This window comes from Bradyrhizobium sp. USDA3516 (assembly GCF_057651995.1).
Window position 1 is genome coordinate 34,657 of record NZ_JBYGYN010000002.1, and the last position, 14,890, is coordinate 49,546.

Here is a 14,890-nt window from a genome sequence, read left to right on the forward strand (position 1 = left end):
TGCTTTGATATCTGATCTTTGGCGTCCCAGTTATGTGGAGTGTCGGGAAGCCACCAACACATGTCCTCGTTGGGGGGGCCGTGTCCACGCCGGTCGCGCCGCGACCGCCATCGCGATCGCAACCGCGATCCTGGTCGCGGCGCCCGTGATCTCGATCGTTGCGCTGGCTTTGCAGCCGGCGTCCGATGTGTGGCACGACCTGATCAACTACGTGCTGCCGGCCGCCCTGCTCGACACGGCCCTTCTGCTCGTCGGGGTCGGCGCGGTCACGCTCCTGATCGGCGCCGGCACTGCATGGGTGATATCGCGCCACGATTTTGCCGGCCGGGGCATGCTGCTGTGGCTGATGCCGCTGCCGCTGGCGATTCCGACCTATCTTGCGGCGTACGTCTATGCCGATCTGTTCGAACCGCTCGGCCTGGCGCATCGTACCCTGGCGATCTGGCTGCCGCTGGGCGATGCCCTCGGCCTTCTGCCCAACCTCCGCTCGCTGCCGGGCGCCATCTTCGTGATCGGGCTCGTGCTCTACCCTTACGTCTATCTCTCGGCGCGTGCGACCTTCCAGGTTCAGTCGGCCGAATTCGCGGAAGCGGCCACGACGCTCGGCGCCGGCCGGTGGACCGTTTTCTGGCGCGTTTCCCTGCCGATGGCGCGGCCGGCGCTCGCGGTCGGCGTGGCGCTGGTCTCGCTGGAAACGCTCAACGACATCGGGGCCAGCGAATATCTCGGCATCCGCACGCTGACGGTTTCGATCTTCACCACCTGGCTCAACCGCGGCAGCCTCGCCGGTGCAGCGCAGCTCGCATGCCTGATGCTTGCGATCGTCGCCGGCCTGATCGCGATGGAGCGCTACGGCCGCCGCAACGCCAACATCGAATTCTCGGCCGAAAGCCCACATGTCAAGCAACGAACCCCGCTGTCGGGCGCAAGAGCGTCGATCGCGTTCGCGGTCTGCGTGCTGCCGGTGCTGATCGGCTTCGTGGTACCGCTGCTCTATCTGGCGCACCAGGCTCTCGGTCGCGGCCTGCTTGCAAATTTCGACCCGCTGCTGTGGCGCCACACCTTCCATTCGTTCGCCTTTGCAGGGCTCGCAACGCTCATGGCCTTGATGCTAGCGCTCGCCACGACGATCGCGCATCGCTTGCGGCCGGATCCTCTGCGATATGTCGCGCTGAGCATCGCGCAGGCCGGATACGCGCTGCCGGGTCTCGTCATCGCTCTCGGCCTGCTCACCCCGATCCTGGCGGTCGACAATGCGCTGAGCGCGGTCGCGGCCTGGACCGGACGTTCCCTTCCCGGGCTGGTCCTGGTCGGCTCCGGGATGGCCGTCGTGATCGCCTACACGATTCGTTTTCTGGCTGTGCCGGTCGGCATGATCAAGGCCGGGTTCGACAGCATTCCGAGCGACTATGACGAGAGCGCGCGCTCGGTCGGCGCCGGCCAGGCAGTCATGTTGAGGCAGATCTATCTGCCGTTGCTCCGGCCCGCGATGCTTGGCGCCGTCATCATCATGTTCGTCGACTGCCTGAAGGAGCTGCCGGCAACGCTGCTGCTGCGGCCCCTCAACGTCGAAACACTGTCCACGTCGATCTACCAGTACGCAAGCCGCGGCAATTTCGAGGACGGCGCGCTCGCGGCGCTCCTGATCATCGCGGCCAGCATCGGCCCTGTTGCCTGGCTGACCCGGTTCTCCGAGGTGCCGAGCGGCCCCGCTTGACGGGGCACATCGTCCGCGCATTCATGTCATCGGCCGCATTCACGGGAGATGGAAACGCACGGACCGCAGTGATGCGCGCCCGTTTCTCGCTTACGTGTTCGTCAGCGCCACGCGGAATTCGGCTTCGGTCTTTTCCTTGACCTCGTCGAGCGAGACGCCGTCGGCGAGCTCGATCAGCGCCATGCCGCCGGTGCCGTGCTTGTCGATGGTGAAGACGGCAAGATCAGTGACGACCATGTCGACGACGCGCTCGCCGGTCAGCGGCAGGTTGCACCTCTTCAGGAGCTTCGGGCCGTCCTTGGCCGAATGCTCCATCACGACGACGACGCGCTTGACGCCGGCGACGAGATCCATCGCGCCGCCCATGCCCTTGACCATCTTGCCGGGGATCATCCAGTTGGCGAGATCGCCGTTCTGGGCCACCTGCATGGCGCCGAGGATCGACAGGTCCATGTGGCCGCCGCGGATCATGCCGAAGGAATCCGCGCTCGAGAAATACGAGGTCGAGGGCAGCTCGCTCACGGTCTGCTTGCCGGCGTTGATGAGATCGGCGTCTTCCTCGCCCTCATAGGGGAACGGCCCCATGCCGAGCATGCCGTTCTCGCTCTGCAAGGAGACGTCCATGCCATCAGGGATGTAGTTCGAGACCAGCGTCGGGATGCCGATGCCGAGATTGACGTAGTAGCCGTCGCGCAATTCCTTCGCGGCGCGCGCGGCCATCTGTTCACGGGTCCAGGCCATATCAGTCTCCTGTTGCGCTTAAGCGGCGGGGCGCGGGCGGGTGTTGCGGAATTCGATGCGCTTCTTGGCCGTGCCGACCTCGACGATGCGCTTCACGAAGATGCCGGGCGTGTGGATGTGGTCGGGATTGAGTTCACCGGCGGGAACCAGATGCTCGACCTCGGCCACCGTGATCTTCGCGGCGGTCGCCATCATCGGGTTAAAGTTGCGCGCGGTCTTGCGGTAGATCAGGTTGCCGGCGGTGTCGCCCTTCCAGGCGTGCACGATGGCGAGGTCGGCGAACAGGCCGCGCTCCATCAGGTACTTCTCGCCGTCGAATTCCTTCACTTCCTTGCCTTCGGCGATCAGCGTGCCGACGCCGGTCTTGGTGTAGAAGGCCGGGATGCCGGCGCCGCCGGCGCGGATGCGCTCGGCCAGCGTGCCCTGCGGATTGAATTCGAGTTCCAGCTCGCCGGCGAGGTATTGCTGGGCGAACAGCTTGTTCTCGCCGACATAGGACGAGATCATCTTCTTGATCTGGCGGGTTTCGAGCAGGCGGCTGAGGCCGATGCCGTCGACGCCGGCATTGTTGGAGACCACGGTCAGGCCCTTGACGCCGGAGTCCCGGATCGCGTCCGACAGCTCCTCGGCAATGCCGCAGAGGCCGAAGCCGCCCGACATGATCATCATGTTGTCTTTGAGAATGCCTGACAGCGCCGACTTGGCGTCGGGATAGACCTTGTTCATGCAAAAAACCTCGACTGAACCTTGGGCTGGCGGGCGTCGCGCCTCATTGGCGGCGATTATTAGGCGAAATGGTCCGAAGCCGTCAATGATACGGGGTTCTCCGCTCCGCCGCCGGGTGATAGAAGCTGCCCATGCCGTGGGCATAACCGTGCAGCGGCCTTGAAAGCGTCAAGAAAACCCATCAAGTTGCGGCACTTAGGATCTGGGCGCCGGCACACAGGTTTCGCGGTCCGCCCTTCTGGCTCCAACGACCAACCCGATCAGGACATGCCATTGACCATGGCCCAAGGAATGAAGCGCCTCGGGACGCCGATCGCGGCGCTGCTCGGCCTCGCGCTGATCGCCCTGATCGCGACCTCCTGGCTCATCAACCGCGACGCGCTGCGCCAGGCGGTCGAAGCGCAGATCCGCGACGTCACCGGGCTCGAGCTCAATGTCGCGGGCAGCATCGACATCTCGGTGCTTCCGGCGAGCTACATCTCCTTCCGCGACGTCGGCCTCAAGGGCGGCGGCACCAGCGCTCCCGCGCTCCAGGTCGACGTGCTCACCGCGAATTTGCGGCTGCTGCCGCTCCTGCTGCAACGATTCGAGATCGCCGACCTGACGCTGCTGCGGCCGCGCATCCACGTCAGCCTGAAGCCGGACGGCGAGAGCAACTGGACGCCCTTCATCCAGACCATCGCACGCACCATGAAGCCCGGGGCCGAGAACCAGCTCTCCTTCTCCGAAATCCGCATCCAGGACGGCGTGCTCGATTACGAGGACGTTGCCACGCGTGCCACCGAGAAGCTCGAGGACATCGACCTGTCGCTGGCCTGGCCTTCGATCTCGCGCTCCTTTGCCGCGACCGGACAGTTCGACTGGCGCGGCGAGCGCGTCGACGGCTCGATCAGCTTTTCCGATTTCGTCGCCGCCCTCTCCGGCGACCGCTCCGGCCTGAAGGCGCGCATCGCCAGCGCGCCGCTCAAGCTCGCCTTCGACGGCAGCGTCGCCAACCGCACCAGCCCGATGATGGAGGGCATGCTCACGGTGGACAGCCCGTCCTTGCGCAACGCGCTGCGCTGGACCGGACAGCCGCAGCCCGGCAGCGGCGGCTTCGGCCGCTTCGTGCTGAAGGCGCGCGCCAACGTCGTCGGCGCCTCGATCGCGCTCACCAATGTCAACGTCGAGCTCGACGGCAATGCCGCCGAGGGCGTCATGACCTACGCCAATAACGGCCGGCAGACGCTACAGGCGACGCTCGCCGCCGACGCGCTCGACTTCACACCTTATATCTCGACGTTCCGCCTGCTCGCGAGCGGCGCGCGCGACTGGAACAGGCAGCTGTTCGATCTCAACGGCTTGTCGACCACCGACCTCGACATGCGCCTGTCGGCGGCCAAGCTGACGGTCGGGCCGACCAAGCTCGGCCGCACCGCGATCGGCGCCAATTTGCGCAACGGCACGCTGGCGCTCTCGGTCGGCGAGGCTCAGGTCTATGGCGGGATCGCCAAGGGCTCGTTCGGCATCGCGCGGTCCGACACGGTCGCCGACATCAAGGCGCAATTCCAATTCACCGACGTCGATCTGCAGGCCTGCGCCACCGAGCTGTTCGGCCTCAACAAGCTGTCCGGCCGCGGCAACATCAACGTCTCGCTGTTCGCCTCGGGCTCGAGCCCGTTCGGCCTCGTGCAGTCGCTCGACGGCAGCGCCACCGTGACCGGGCATAACGGCGCGATCGCGGGCTTCAATGCCGAGCAGCTGCTGAAGCGGCTGGAACGGCGGCCGCTGTCGGGCGGCGGCAATTTCCGCAACGGCTCGACGCCATACGACAAGCTCACGATCGCGGTGAAATTCTCCGACGGCATCGCAACCGCCGAAGACATCCGCATCGAGGGCCCGGCGGCCAAGATCACGCTGACCGGCACCGCCTCGGTGCCGAGCCGCGAATACGACATGAAGGGCGTGGCGAGCCTCAACACGGCGTCCGGCTTTCAATTGCCCTTCATGGTCCAGGGTCCCTGGGACGATCCGCTGATCTTTCCCGATCCCGAAAGCCTGATCCGGCAGTCGCCGGCCGCGTCTCCCTTCCTCGATCTCCTCAAGCAGCGCATCACGGGGGGCGGAAAACGTCCGGAGGGATCGCCGACGGCGGAGAATGCCAAGGAAAACGCGAAGTCCAACTGAGGATCGGATTCATCTGCCGCTGCCCGATGATCGCGAATTGATCGTGGTGAATTGATGCGGCGATTGGATCGATGCGCGCATGATGCATCTCCGCAGCCCGACACGCTACGCTTTTGGTCCGACAAGATGCGTTGATTGCGCTACCACCATGCGCTAGTGTTTTATACGACCGGTTAAAACACCGGCCGTTTGAGGGAGAAAAACGTGAAATCCAAGGTTATTGGCGCAGTTTCATTGGCGGTCGCTGCGGTCGGGCTGTTTGCCGCCACTGCGCCCGCATTTGCGCAACAGAAGACGATCACGGTCTGGTGGGTCAAAGGCTTTTACAAGTCCGAGGACGAAGCGCTCGCCGAGACGATCAAGAAGTTTGAAGCCAAGACCGGCATCAAGGTCGAATTGTCGCAGTACGCGATCCAGGACATGATTCCGAAGACCGTCGCAGCGCTCGATGCCGGCACCGTGCCCGACGTCGCCTATTCCGACAGCTACGACGTGCAGGTTCAGGGCAAGTGGGCCTATGAGGGCAAGCTCGAGGACCTCACCGATGTCATGGAGCCGATCAAGGGCCGGTTCGTGCAGAACACGCTGGACGCCTCGATCCTCTACAACGACGTCGCCAAGAAGAAGGCCTATTACGGCTTCCCGCTGAAGCAGCAGAGCATGCACGTCCAGATCTGGAACGACATGCTGGAGAAAGCCGGCTTCAAGCAGAGTGACATCCCGAACGACTGGACCGGCTACTGGAGCTTCTGGTGCGACAAGGTGCAGCCTGCGATCCGTAAGGCCACAGGCCAGCGCATCTATGCCGTCGGCCAGCCGATGGGCGTGGAATCCACCGACTCCTTCCAATCGTTCTACACCTTCATGGACGCCTACCACGTCAAGCTCGTCGACGACGACGGCAAGCTGCTGGTCGACGACCCCAAGGTCCGCGACGGCCTGATCAAGGCGCTGAAGGACTACACCGACACCTACAGCAAAGGCTGCGCCCCGCCCTCCGCGACCACCTGGAAGGACCCTGACAACAACGTCGCCTTCCACAACAAGACGATCGTGATGACCCACAACTTCACGATCTCGATCGCGGCGAAATGGTATGAGGAGTCACAGAATCAGAACCTCACGCCGGAACAGCGCGAGGCCGGCAAGAAGGCCTATGAGCAGGACATCGTCACGGCGTCCTTCCCCAAGGCTCCCGATGGCTCGACCATCAAGTATCGCTCCGACGTCAAGACGGGTCTGATCTTCACCGCGGCCAAGAACAAGGCCGAGGGCAAGCAGTTCCTCAACTTCCTGCTGCAGGAAGAGAACATCCGTCCCTACATCGAGGGCGCGCTCGGCCGCTGGTTCCCGGTGACGAAGGAAAGCCAGGAAAGCCCGTTCTGGCAGGCCGACAAGCACCGCAAGGCCGTCTACACCCAGTTCAAGGGCGGCACCTCTCAGTTCGACTTTACCAGGAACTGGAAGTTCACCATTCTGAACAACGAGAACGTGTGGGCGAAGGCGATGAATCGCGTCGTCAGCGAGAAGGTTCCGGTCGACAAGGCCGTCGACGAGCTGATCGCCCGCATCAAGCAGGTCGCGGGCTAAGGTCTATCCCCTCCCTCTTCTCGTTCTTCCGAGGAGAGGGTTGGGGCGCGGGGCTCTCTCCGCGAGTTGTGCGCGCTGTGGGTCCTGTACCCCTCACCCGGAGTACTTCGTACTCCGACCTCTCCCCGCAAGCGGGGAGAGGTTTTGGATTCGAGAGAAGAGTTCGAAAGAATGGCGATCACGCTCTCTGGCGATCAGGCAATACCCGGCCCGCCCCTGTCGTCGCGGCTGACCCCGGCGCAGGTCTGGGGCCTCCTCCTGCTGACACCCTATCTGCTCGTCTTCCTTGCCTTCGTCGTCTATCCCGTCTGCTACGGGCTCTGGCTGGCACGCGATCCGGCGAACTATGTGGCGCTGTATCACGACCCGATCTTCGCGCGCGCTGCAATCAACACGCTGATCTTCCTGGTCGTCGGCATCAACATCAAGATGATGATTGCGCTGTTTCTGTCCGGCTTTTTCGCGCAGCAGCGCACCTGGATCAGATGGCTATCGGTGATATTCATCCTGCCCTGGGCGGTGCCGTCGATCCCGACCATCCTGTCGGTGCGCTTCATGCTCAATCCCGAATGGGGCATGGTCAACCATTTCATCTTCTCATTGACCGGCGATGACGGCCCGAACTGGCTCAACGACCCGACGGTCGCGCTCTGCATGGCGATCGCGGTGCATATCTGGAAGTCGCTGCCGTTCTGGACGCTGATCCTGATCACCGGACGCCTTGCGATCTCGCACGATCTGTTCGAGGCGGCAGAGGTCGATGGCGCGAGCTGGTGGCAGAAATTCCGCTACATCACCTGGCCGTCGATGCAGACGCTCTACATCACCTGCACGCTGCTCTCGATGATCTGGACGCTGGGCGATTTCAACAGCGTCTACCTGCTTACCGGCGGCGGACCTGCCGACCTCACGCACGTGCTGGCGACGCTCGGTATTCGCTATCTCAGGCTCGACCAGCTTTCGCTCGCGATGGCATCCATCGTCTGTGCGATGCCGTTCGTCCTGCCGCTGGTTTACTTCATGATGAAACGGTTGTCGCGATGAAGCTCCCTTCTCTCCGTGACGTCGCGACGGAAGCGCGGCTGCTGCTGATCGGCATTCCGGTCTTCCTGTGGACGATGATCCCGATCTACCACATGTTCCTGTTCGCGATCTCTCCGAAGGAGGACGCGTTCTCGGGCAAGCTGTGGCCGGACCATCCGACGCTGCACAACTTCGAGATCGTGTTCAAGCAGCAGCACTATTTCCTGCGCGACTTCTACGCCCAGTTCTGGAATTCGACGCTGATCGCGGTCTCCGTGGGCGTGCTGACGCTGTTCATCGCCACCGCCGCCGCGTTCTCGATCTCGCGGCTGAAGGTGCCGGGCGGACGCGCGGTGCTGAACCTGGCGCTGTTCACCTATTTCATTCCTGCGGCATTCCTCGCGGTGCCGATGTATCGCACCATGGGCAATTACGGCCTGCTCAACAATCACTGGTCGCTGATCCTGGCCATGGTGACGATCGCGAGCCCCTACGCGATCTGGGTGCTGAAGCAGGCCTCCGACAAGCTGCCGGTGGAGCTGGATGAAGCCGCGGTGATGGACGGCGCCACCACGCTGCAGATCTTCCGCCTGGTCTACCTGCCGCTGATGATGCCCTCGCTGGTCGCGATCGGCACCTATGCGGTGCTGCTGGCCTGGAACGAGTATCTCTACGCGTTCCTGCTGCTGTCGAACGACCGCGACATCACCCTCCCCGTCGCGCTCGGCAACTTCCTCGCCGCCGACGACTCGCCGTGGGAGCTGCTGATGACCACCGGCTTCATCTACGCGCTGCCGCCTGCCGCGGTCTATTACGCCTTCCGCCGCTACATGGTGGGCGGGCTCACGGCGGGTGCGGTGAAGTCCTGACGCGACAGGACGGATCAGGTCGCCGCAAGCACTGCACTCGAGCGACGAGGTGGACAATTGCGGGTTGTCCACGCCTGGTCTAATCTCCGTGCCCCGATGTGGGGCATGGCACCATGCGCAGCAACGACGCGGTCCATCTCGGCCTGATGCTGCTGGCGCTCGCTGCCGCCTATCTGGTGCCGTTCGAGCTGTTGCTGCTGGCCTATGTCGTGCTCGGCCCGGCGCATTATTTCACCGAGATCTCGTGGCTGCATGACCGAAGCTATTACCTCCCGCATCGCGGCATTGCGGCGGTCCTCGCCATCGTGGCCGTGGTCGCGGCGCTGATCGACAATGCCTCGTGGTTCGGTTTTGCGATGTGGGCCGCGCTGGTCGTCTGCGCCATGCTGGCGGCGACCGCCACCGCGATCGAGAGCATGCTGTTGTTCATGGTGGCGCTTGTCCTGTCCGCCATCATGTATTCGAGCGGCTCCTCGCTCGCCGTGATCGGCATCCTGATTCCGACGCTGATCCACGTCTCGCTGTTCACGCTGATCTTCATGGTGCTCGGCGCCTACCGGTCCGGCAGCCGCGTGCAAGGGGCGGTGGTGGTGGTCTACCTCGCTGCAATCGCCGCGATCCTGCTGCTGCCGCCCACCGCCGAAATCCGGATCGCAAGCTTTGCCCGGGTCGGGCAGGACTATTTCGGCAATGTCGGCCCGGCGCTCGGCCGGCTGTTCGGCGTACCAGGGCTCATGCTCGACACCAGGCTGACCAGCCTGCTCGCCTTCGTCTACACCTATCATTACCTCAACTGGTTCATCAAAGCCGACGTGATCCGCTGGACCGAGGTGCCGAAGGCGCGGCTGGCGGCAATGGCTGCGGCCAGCGCGGCGGCGACCGCGCTCTATTTCTACGACTATGCGTTCGGCTTCACCTTCCTGCTGGCGCTCAGCCTGGTTCACATCCTGCTGGAGTTTCCGCTCAATGCGCTGGCGCTGCGCCAGCTCGGCGCGGTGGTGCAGGACGCGGCCCGCGCGCGGTTCGCCGCGCGACCGGCTACAGCGGCGCCGCGCTCTCGCCCTGCGAGCTCGACAGCTTCGAAGCGAGCGAGGCGATGACGATGACGACAGCGATCAGCGCGATCACCAGCGTGCAGATCGCGTTGATCTCGGGCTTCACGCCGAGCCGCACCTCCGAATAGATGCGGATCGGCAGCGTCGCCGAACCTGGGCCGGTGGTGAAGCTCGCGATCACGAGATCATCGAGCGACAGCGTGAAGGCCAGCATCCAGCCGGCGACGATCGCGGGCGCGATCAGCGGCAGCGTCACGGCGACGAACGCACCGACGGGATTGCAGCCGAGATCCATCGCCGCCTCCTCCAGCGAGCGGTCGAGCGAGCCGAGCCGCGACTGCACGACCACCGCGACGAAGCACATGGTCAGCGTGGTGTGGGCGATCGTCACCGTCCAGAAACCGCGCTCGGCGTTCAGCGCGACGAACAGCAAGAGCAGCGACAACCCGGTGATCACCTCCGGCATCACCAGCGGTGCGTAGAGCATGCCCGAGAACAGCGTGCGGCCGCGAAACCTCTCTCCGCGCGACAGCGCCACCGCCGCCAGCGTGCCGAGCAGCGTCGCGATGGTCGCGGAGGAGACCGCGACCCGCAGGCTCATCCAGGCCGCCTCGATCATGGCGCGATCGTTGAAGAACTCATGATACCAGCGCAGCGACCAGCCGCCCCACACCGTCACCAGGCGCGAGGCGTTGAAGGAGTAGAGAACGAGGATGAGGATCGGCAAATAGAGGAACGCCAGCCCCAGCGCGAGCGAGGCGATGTTGAAGCGGGACAGACGGGAAACCTTGCGCATCGCGCTACCTTCCCCGTTCCAGCTGCCGCTTCTGCAGCCGCTCGTACAGCAAGAGCGGCACCAGCAGCACGACCAGCAGCACGATCGCGGCAGCCGAGGCGACCGGCCAATCCTTGTTGGTGAAGAATTCGAGCCACAGGGTCTGGCCGATCATCAGCGCATTGGATCCGGCCAGAAGGTCGGGAATGACGAACTCGCCGACGATCGGAATGAAGCACAAGAGCACGCCCGCGCCGACGCCCGGAAGCGACAGCGGGAAGGTGACGAGCCAGAACACCTGCCAGGGCGGCGCGCCGAGATCGGAGGCCGCTTCCTCCAGCACCGGCTCCATCTTGGCGAGCGTGGCATAGAGCGGCAGGATCATGAACGGCAAATAGGAATAGACGATGCCGATATACATCGCGGTGTCGGTGGAGAGCCACACCACGGGCTGGCTGACCAGATGCAGCGCGAGCAGGACCTGGTTCAGCAGGCCGTCGTGCTGGAGGATGTTGATCCAGGCGTAGATGCGGATCAGGAACGAGGTCCAGAACGGCACGATCACCAGCACCATCGCCACCGCCTGCCAGCGCTTGGGCAGCCGCGCCATGCCGTAGGCGATAGGATAGCCGATCAGGAGCAGCAGCGCTGTGGCCGTGATGGCGACGGTGAGGCTGCGGACATAGGCGAAGACGTAGATGTCGTCGGAGCCGAGCAGCCTGAAATTGTCGACCGACAGCGCGGCAAAGGCGACCTTGAGCGCGTCCCATCCCGCCGTCAGGTCGAACACGGGCTCGTAAGGCGGCTGCGCAATCGCGGTCTGCGACAGGCTGATCTTGAGCACGAAGGCGAACGGCACCAGGAAGAACAGCACCATCCAGACATAGGGCGCGATCGCGGCGAAGCGCGCCGGCCTTGCGAAGATGCGGCGCGAGCTCATGATTTCAGCACCACGCAATCGTCGGGCGTGAACCAGGCGACGACATGCTGGTTCAGGCTGTAGGCGTCGACGTCGAGCCGCGTACTGTTGGCGACCGACGCCTGCAGCATCCCGCCGGCGTCGAGCTTCACCTTGTAGGTGGTGGTGCCGCCGAGATAGCAGATGTCCGCGATCACGCCGTCGAGCCGATTGATCGCCGCCTCACGACCGGCCTCGGTCACCGGGCCGCGCCGCGACAGCTTGACCTTCTCGGGGCGGATCGCGACCGCCAGTTTTCCGGGGCCGACAGCCTCGCGCGGCTCGGCCACCACCAGCGCCCCCGCATCAGGCGTGCCAACGACCAGACGATGACCGTCGCGCAATTTGGACTCGCCGTCGAACAGATTGATGTCGCCGACGAACTCGGCGATCCAGCGCGAGCGCGGCGCCTCGTAGAGCTCGCGGGGGCTCGCGACCTGGGCAAGCTTGCCCGATTTCATCACCCCGATGCGGCTCGCCATGGTCATCGCCTCCTCCTGGTCGTGGGTGACGATGATGAAGGTCATGCCGAGCCGCCGCTGCAGCTCCATCAGCTCGGCTTGCGTGCTTTCGCGCAGCTTCTTGTCGAGGGCTGCGAGCGGCTCGTCGAGCAGCAGCAGCTGCGGCCGCCGCGCCAGAGCGCGGGCCAGCGCCACGCGCTGGCGCTGGCCGCCGGACAGCTGGTCCGGCTTGCGCTTCTCCAATCCTTCGAGCTTGACCAGCGCCACCATCTCGGCCACGCGCGTGGTGATGTCGGCGCGTGGCATGCCGGCGCGCTTCAGGCCGAACGCGATGTTGTCGCGCACCGACAGATGCGGGAACAGCGCGTAATTCTGGAACATCATGTTGATCGGACGCTCATGCGGCAGCGCCTGGGCGATGTCCTTGCCGCCGAGCAGGATGCGCCCCTCGTCCGGCGCCTCGAAGCCGGCGAGCATGCGCAATAACGTGGTCTTGCCGCAGCCGCTCGGGCCGAGCAGCGCAAAGAACTCGCCGGCGTTGATATCGAGCGACACGCCGTCGACGGCGCGGAAGGAGCCAAAGGTCTTGGCGACGCCCTCGATGCGCAGCAACGGCCGGCCGGCGGCCTGCCATTCATCTCCGCCAGCCGGTTCAGCCGCAATCTTCGTTCCCGGCAATTCCTTCGCCATGGTCCCTGCCAACCCCGATTCCGCCGCACGCTAGCGGCCGATCGTGTTTAGCTCAACCGGTTCGGGGCGGATGAACGGAAATTGGCCTTCATGCGATGCTTCAAAGGGCGTATGATCACGACATGACCAAGTTGTTGGATCAGGCCCTGGAGATCGCGCGCAGCCTGCCCGCCGACGCGCAGGACGACATTGCCCGCGTCGTACTCCAGCTTGCCGGTGCCGATTCAGCGCCTCCCGTCATCCTGTCGGATGACGAAAGAACGGCAATTGCCGCATCCAAGGCCGCGGCCAAACGGGGGGAATTCGCAACCGAGGCTCAAGTCCGAGTGACTTGGGCCAAACACGGCCTGTGAATATTCGCTACACACTTCCAGCGCTCGCCGACCTCGATTCGATTCTGACCTACATTGCAGAAGCATCTCCTCAAGGAGCGGCACGCGTCCAAAAGCGAATTAAGGACGTTATCGGTCTGCTGCTCACGGATCGGTCTAGGAACGGACGATCGGGACATCCGGAGGCTGACCACAACCCCCCACCCCTTTCTCATCTTCTACGAGATTGGAGACCAAGACCAAGAGATCATCATCCATGCCATCCGCCATGGAGCTCGTGATCCCGGAGGGATGCCGGGTGCGCGCGATCCTAACCCAGATCCGCCATGAATGCCGCCAGCGCCTCACGGTCCGCCGCAGGCATTGTCAGGCCCAGCTTGGAGCGACGCCACAGAACGTCATCCGGAAACCGCGCCCATTCGTGCGCCATGAGATAGCGCACCTCGGCGCCGGTCAACTCGGGGCCGAAGGCAGGGCCGAGCTCTTCGCGTGTCGTTGCTTCACCGAGCACGGCCGCCAATCGCGAGCCGTAGGCCGCGACCAGGCGCTGGGCTTGCGGCTCGGACAGAAAGCGCCAGCGCTCGCGTGCGAGGTCGACCTCGGTGTCGAAACGATCCCAGGCGAAATCGCCACCGGGCAGCGCTGCACCGGCGGTCCAGCGCGGCGACATCGGGTAGAACGGCGTCAGCTTCGACACCGCCCGCTCCGCGCGCAAGCGCGAGGTGGTGACGTCGCCGCCGAACATCGTGATCAGCGGCGCCTTGCGCCGACGCGCGTGGAACAGGGTCGTGCCCTCGCGTCGCCACGCGAATGCCGGCCTCAGATTGACGCCGCAGACCGTCCGGACTACGTCGGTCGGGTCGACCCGCTCGCGGAAATAGCGGCTGGCCGCTTCGCAGAGATAACCGACGTCGGCGCCTCGCATCGCCACGATGGCGGGATCGCCGGTGAAATCATGCGTCACCGTGCCGATCAGCGTGAACTGCCGCTCGAAGGGGGATACGAAGATCAGTCGTCCGTCACTGTTCTGGAAGACGTAGACGTTGTCGGAATCGAACAGCCTGGGCACGATGATCTGGCTCATCTGCATGGCCGTCACGGCGGGCTGCGGCTGGCGCAGGACCGTCTCCGCGACGATCGAGGTCCAGCCACCACTGGTATTGGCCAGCGCCCTGGCCGTGATGGAGCGGCGGTGGCCGCGATCGACCACGGCGAGCCGCCAGACGTCGGTTCGGTCGGCGCGCACGCAGCGTGCTCCGGTCCGGATCACAGCACCACGCTCGGCGGCGTCCAGCGCCGTGAGCACGACAAGGCGGGAATCGTCGACGATGCAGTCCGAATATTCGAATGCCGTGCCGAACGGACGCTTCAGCGCGTTGCCGACCGGGTGATGGGTGATGTCGAGGGTCGCCGACCCGGGCAGGCCGCTCCGGCCGGCGAGGCCGTCATAGAGCAACAGGCCGGCCCGCAGCAACCAGGGTGGACGCTCGTCCACATGCGCGGGAATCACGAAACGCATCGGCCGGACCAGATGCGGCGCGATGGCGAGCCAGGTCCGGCGCTCGGCCAGAGCCCGGCGCACCCGCCAGAAGCCGCGGCGCTCCAGAACCGAGAGATCGCCGTGGATCAGCCGCGGTGTGGCCGACGACGCCGCGCCGCCGAGATCGCCCTGCTCGAACAGGATCACCCGCAGGCCGCGGCCCGCCGCATCGCGCGCGATGCTGACGCCGTTCAGACCGCCGCCGATGATCGCGAGGTCGTAGTCCGCCATGAAGCCGTCGAATGGG

General features: G+C 64.7%; 13 protein-coding genes and 1 pseudogene. 8 read left to right on the forward strand and 6 right to left on the reverse strand.

Features of this window, described 5'->3' with window-relative positions; genetic code table 11:
- The first annotated feature begins 145 nt into the window (after positions 1 to 145).
- The gene (locus tag AC24YW_RS06060) at positions 146 to 1,717 is read left to right on the forward strand and encodes an ABC transporter permease (protein ID WP_487481895.1); all 1,572 of its coding nucleotides are present in this window, start codon (positions 146 to 148) and stop codon (positions 1,715 to 1,717) included.
- Between the two features lie 90 nt (positions 1,718 to 1,807).
- Here AC24YW_RS06060 and AC24YW_RS06065 read toward each other — a convergent pair whose 3' ends face one another.
- Together AC24YW_RS06065 and AC24YW_RS06070 are read right to left on the reverse strand one after the other, a co-directional pair.
- Entirely contained in the window at positions 1,808 to 2,458 is a 651-nt protein-coding gene (locus AC24YW_RS06065; RefSeq protein ID WP_487481896.1) for a CoA transferase subunit B, read from the reverse strand.
- Between the two features lie 18 nt (positions 2,459 to 2,476).
- Positions 2,477 to 3,184 (reverse strand): CoA transferase subunit A, encoded by a 708-nt coding sequence (locus AC24YW_RS06070; protein WP_025034166.1) that lies wholly within the window; start codon positions 3,182 to 3,184, stop codon positions 2,477 to 2,479.
- Between the two features lie 279 nt (positions 3,185 to 3,463).
- On the opposite strand from AC24YW_RS06070, the gene AC24YW_RS06075 reads away from it, so the two are divergent.
- The 5 genes from AC24YW_RS06075 to AC24YW_RS06095 all read left to right on the forward strand — a co-directional run bounded on the left by AC24YW_RS06075 (position 3,464) and on the right by AC24YW_RS06095 (position 9,932).
- Positions 3,464 to 5,350: an AsmA family protein gene (locus AC24YW_RS06075; protein ID WP_487481897.1), complete on the forward strand. Its 1,887-nt coding sequence runs from the start codon at positions 3,464 to 3,466 to the stop codon at positions 5,348 to 5,350.
- Between the two features lie 204 nt (positions 5,351 to 5,554).
- Complete coding sequence (locus AC24YW_RS06080; protein WP_035998767.1) at positions 5,555 to 6,940, forward strand: ABC transporter substrate-binding protein; 1,386 nt, start codon at positions 5,555 to 5,557, stop codon at positions 6,938 to 6,940.
- A 171-nt stretch (positions 6,941 to 7,111) separates the two neighbouring features.
- Positions 7,112 to 7,984, forward strand: coding sequence for a carbohydrate ABC transporter permease (locus AC24YW_RS06085; protein WP_487481898.1), 873 nt, complete (start codon positions 7,112 to 7,114; stop codon positions 7,982 to 7,984).
- The gene (locus AC24YW_RS06090) at positions 7,981 to 8,832 is read left to right on the forward strand and encodes a carbohydrate ABC transporter permease (protein ID WP_036041159.1); all 852 of its coding nucleotides are present in this window, start codon (positions 7,981 to 7,983) and stop codon (positions 8,830 to 8,832) included. Before AC24YW_RS06085 ends, AC24YW_RS06090 begins: the two co-directional genes overlap by 4 nt.
- Before the next feature lie 113 nt (positions 8,833 to 8,945).
- Positions 8,946 to 9,932: a hypothetical protein gene (locus tag AC24YW_RS06095; RefSeq protein ID WP_487481899.1), complete on the forward strand. Its 987-nt coding sequence runs from the start codon at positions 8,946 to 8,948 to the stop codon at positions 9,930 to 9,932.
- Here AC24YW_RS06095 and AC24YW_RS06100 read toward each other — a convergent pair.
- Genes AC24YW_RS06100 through AC24YW_RS06110 form a run of 3 tightly spaced genes read right to left on the reverse strand, consistent with a single transcriptional unit; the run spans position 9,871 to position 12,771 of the window.
- Complete coding sequence (locus AC24YW_RS06100) at positions 9,871 to 10,683, reverse strand: ABC transporter permease (RefSeq protein ID WP_487481900.1); 813 nt, start codon at positions 10,681 to 10,683, stop codon at positions 9,871 to 9,873. The genes AC24YW_RS06095 and AC24YW_RS06100 overlap by 62 nt on opposite strands.
- A gap of 4 nt (positions 10,684 to 10,687) precedes the next feature.
- Entirely contained in the window at positions 10,688 to 11,602 is a 915-nt protein-coding gene (locus AC24YW_RS06105; protein WP_487481901.1) for an ABC transporter permease, read from the reverse strand.
- Positions 11,599 to 12,771: an ABC transporter ATP-binding protein gene (locus AC24YW_RS06110; RefSeq protein ID WP_487481902.1), complete on the reverse strand. Its 1,173-nt coding sequence runs from the start codon at positions 12,769 to 12,771 to the stop codon at positions 11,599 to 11,601. The genes AC24YW_RS06105 and AC24YW_RS06110 overlap by 4 nt, the downstream gene beginning before the upstream one ends.
- A 122-nt stretch (positions 12,772 to 12,893) precedes the next feature.
- On the opposite strand from AC24YW_RS06110, the gene AC24YW_RS06115 reads away from it, so the two are divergent.
- Positions 12,894 to 13,124 carry a hypothetical protein gene (locus AC24YW_RS06115; RefSeq protein WP_487481903.1) on the forward strand — a complete coding sequence of 77 codons (231 nt, stop codon included), beginning with the start codon at positions 12,894 to 12,896 and terminating at the stop codon, positions 13,122 to 13,124.
- Positions 13,121 to 13,433: pseudogene (locus AC24YW_RS06120) on the forward strand (type II toxin-antitoxin system RelE/ParE family toxin). Before AC24YW_RS06115 ends, AC24YW_RS06120 begins: the two are co-directional and overlap by 4 nt.
- On the opposite strand, the gene AC24YW_RS06125 reads toward AC24YW_RS06120, so the two are convergent.
- Positions 13,414 to 14,874: a glycerol-3-phosphate dehydrogenase gene (locus AC24YW_RS06125; protein WP_487481904.1), complete on the reverse strand. Its 1,461-nt coding sequence runs from the start codon at positions 14,872 to 14,874 to the stop codon at positions 13,414 to 13,416. The pseudogene AC24YW_RS06120 and the gene AC24YW_RS06125 sit on opposite strands and share 20 nt — an antisense overlap.
- Positions 14,875 to 14,890: the final 16 nt, after the last annotated feature.

Bases quoted from the DNA above. Each gene is read 5' to 3' on its own strand.
- AC24YW_RS06070 (WP_025034166.1), bottom strand. From the start codon at position 3,184: ATGAACAAGGTCTATCCCGACGCCAAGTCGGCGCTGTCAGGCATTCTC.
- AC24YW_RS06100 (WP_487481900.1), bottom strand. From the start codon at position 10,683: ATGCGCAAGGTTTCCCGTCTGTCCCGCTTCAACATCGCCTCGCTCGCG.
- AC24YW_RS06085 (WP_487481898.1), top strand. From the start codon at position 7,112: ATGGCGATCACGCTCTCTGGCGATCAGGCAATACCCGGCCCGCCCCTG.
- AC24YW_RS06105 (WP_487481901.1), bottom strand. From the start codon at position 11,602: ATGAGCTCGCGCCGCATCTTCGCAAGGCCGGCGCGCTTCGCCGCGATC.
- AC24YW_RS06115 (WP_487481903.1), top strand. From the start codon at position 12,894: ATGACCAAGTTGTTGGATCAGGCCCTGGAGATCGCGCGCAGCCTGCCC.
- AC24YW_RS06095 (WP_487481899.1), top strand. From the start codon at position 8,946: ATGCGCAGCAACGACGCGGTCCATCTCGGCCTGATGCTGCTGGCGCTC.
- AC24YW_RS06075 (WP_487481897.1), top strand. From the start codon at position 3,464: ATGGCCCAAGGAATGAAGCGCCTCGGGACGCCGATCGCGGCGCTGCTC.
- AC24YW_RS06110 (WP_487481902.1), bottom strand. From the start codon at position 12,771: ATGGCGAAGGAATTGCCGGGAACGAAGATTGCGGCTGAACCGGCTGGC.
- AC24YW_RS06090 (WP_036041159.1), top strand. From the start codon at position 7,981: ATGAAGCTCCCTTCTCTCCGTGACGTCGCGACGGAAGCGCGGCTGCTG.
- AC24YW_RS06125 (WP_487481904.1), bottom strand. From the start codon at position 14,874: ATGGCGGACTACGACCTCGCGATCATCGGCGGCGGTCTGAACGGCGTC.
- AC24YW_RS06065 (WP_487481896.1), bottom strand. From the start codon at position 2,458: ATGGCCTGGACCCGTGAACAGATGGCCGCGCGCGCCGCGAAGGAATTG.